Origin of the sequence: Streptomyces sp. LS1784 (assembly GCF_020103755.1) — a bacterium.
In the GTDB taxonomy this organism is placed as follows: domain Bacteria; phylum Actinomycetota; class Actinomycetes; order Streptomycetales; family Streptomycetaceae; genus Kitasatospora.
The window spans coordinates 1-2,305 of sequence record NZ_JAHSQD010000880.1 but is presented as its reverse complement, the minus strand read 5'-3'; the positions used below and the strand labels follow the sequence as shown (position 1 = coordinate 2,305).

3 protein-coding genes are annotated in these 2,305 nt (G+C 70.4%); 2 read left to right on the top strand and 1 reads right to left on the bottom strand.

Annotated features, from left to right (window positions below; all coding sequences use genetic code 11):
- A partial coding sequence (locus KS423_RS43735; protein ID WP_224285256.1) for a hypothetical protein occupies positions 1 to 747 on the bottom strand: 747 nt, incomplete at its 3' end.
- Between the two features lie 252 nt (positions 748 to 999).
- Between KS423_RS43735 and KS423_RS43730 the strand changes: the two genes are divergently transcribed.
- Positions 1,000 to 1,512: a SigE family RNA polymerase sigma factor gene (locus KS423_RS43730; protein ID WP_224285255.1), complete on the top strand. Its 513-nt coding sequence runs from the start codon at positions 1,000 to 1,002 to the stop codon at positions 1,510 to 1,512.
- The coding region (locus KS423_RS43725) for a hypothetical protein (protein ID WP_224285254.1) at positions 1,505 to 2,305 on the top strand (801 nt) is incomplete at its 3' end. The genes KS423_RS43730 and KS423_RS43725, both read left to right, overlap by 8 nt.

Below are 2,305 nucleotides of genomic sequence, written 5' to 3'. Positions count from 1 at the left end.
GTAGATCTCCTTGCCGTCCGTGTTGTAGGCGTGGACGTAGGGGGCCGGGGGGAAGGAGTTCCCGTTGTGGCCGGTGGAGATGGCCGCCGTGTAGACGAACGCGCCGCCTGCCATGACGGTCGGGTACTGCGTCGGGTCGTCGCCGTAGCTGATGGTGACCTTGGCGACCTCGGGTGTGTAGTGCCCGGCGCCCAGCGAGAGGAACTGCCCGGCACCGGCCGGCGTGCTGAAGCTGTCGAAGTACTCGATCAGGTGACCGGTGCCCCACAGGCGATCGTTGATGAACGTCGCAGGGGAGGACATGCTGTTGCCCTTGTCGCCCTTCGACTCGCATTGCACGTACTGGTTGGCGGAGTTGACGGCGATGACCACGCCGTCGGTGTCCGGCGAGGCGACGGGAGCGCGGACCGCGATCACCGCGTGGTACTGCGACGCGTCGGAACCCAGGCAGGAGGCCAGGATCTCGGCGACGGCCCCGGCCTCGATCGGGGCTGTCGTCGTGCTGGTGACGGAGAAAGCGGCCGGGGTGGCAGGCACACGGGTAACGGACGAGCCGCTGCCGGAGACCACCGGGGCGCCGGCCGAGTCGGCGCCGGAGGCCGTGGCGGTGGGCGCACCGGAGGGCTTGCCGTGGGACGTGGGGGTGGGCGTGGAGGTGCCGGTTGCGGCAGTGGCCATTCCCCCCGCGGTCGCGATGGCTGCGGCGGTGACGGTGGCGGCGATGAGCATGATCGGGCGGATACGCATGAATCCGTGTCCTTTCCTGCGGGCGTCCGGTTGATGCCCGCGCCCCTGTACGCCTCCCGACGCCCGGCAGGTCGCATCCCGCACACGTGATCCAGGTCATAGGCCGTGGGTGCGACCCTGGGACGGCGCTCGTGCGTACAGGGCGGGACGCTTCACTCAGGACGCACAGCTCCACCGCCGTAGCCGAGGAGTGTCTCCTCGCGAGCCGCCTGTGCCGCGAGCTGACGGACAGCCCCGGAGGAGAGGCCCTTGATGACGCCACAGGAGTTCGACGCGTTCTACGCGGCGTCCTTCTCCCGCCTGACCGGGCAGCTCTACGCGATAACCGGCAACTGGTCCGAAGCACAGGACGTGGTCCAGGAGGCCTTCATCCGCGCGTGGGACCGAAGGCGCACCTTCGACCCGAACAGCGCCCCGGAGGCATGGATCCGGACCACCGCCCGGCGGCTGGCCCTCTCCCGCTGGCGACGTCTGGCCCGGGGCCTGCACTTAGCCGGCCGCCACCACCGCCAAGAACCACCCACCGTCGAGCCGCCCACCGAGGAGCACCTGATGCTGGTCACCGCGCTCCGCGAGCTGCCCGAGGCACAGCGGAGCGCCCTGGTCCTGCACCACATGTGCGACCTCTCCGTCGAGCAGGTCGCGGCCGAGACCGGCGCCAGCGTCAGCGCCGTCAAGAGCCGCCTCGCCCGCGGCCGGGCCGCGCTCGCGGCCAGACTCGCCGACCAGACCCCGACCAGCGAGGAAGGAAAACTCCGTGTCTGACCCCACCCACGACAGCCTCGCCAACCGGCTGCGGCTGCTCGGCACGCAGATGCCCGCACCGACCCTGCCCGCTGCGGAGATCCGCCGACGCGCCGACCAGCGCCGCCACCGCCGGCACGCCCTCGGCGCGACCGCGGCCTGCACCGCAGCAGCCCTGTGCCTGGCTCTCCCGTCCGTGCTGCACTCACCGGGACCACAACACTCACCGGGACCACAACAAGGAGCAGCCACCACAGACACCCCCTCCGTGCCGGCTTCCCCCCACCCCCCGGCCGCTTTCTCCGTCACCAGCACGACGACAGCCCCGATCGAGGCCGGGGCCGTCGCCGAGATCCTGGCCTCCTGCCTGGGTTCCGACGCGTCGCAGTACCACGCGGTGATCGCGGTCCGCGCTCCCGTCGCCTCGCCGGACACCGACGGCGTGGTCATCGCCGTCAACTCCGCCAACCAGTACGTGCAATGCGAGTGGAAGGGCGACAAGGGCAACAGCATGTCCTCCCCTGCGACGTTCATCAACGATCGCCTGTGGGGCACCGGTCACCTGATCGAGTACTTCGACAGCTTCAGCACGCCGGCCGGTGCCGGGCAGTTCCTCTCGCTGGGCGCCGGGCACTACACACCCGAGGTCGCCAAGGTCACCATCAGCTACGGCGACGACCCGACGCAGTACCCGGCCGTCATGGCAGGCGGCGCGTTCGTCTACACGGCGGCCATCTCCACCGGCCACAACGGGAACTCCTTCCCCCCGGCCCCCTACGTCCACGCCTACAACACGGACGGCAAGGAGATCTAC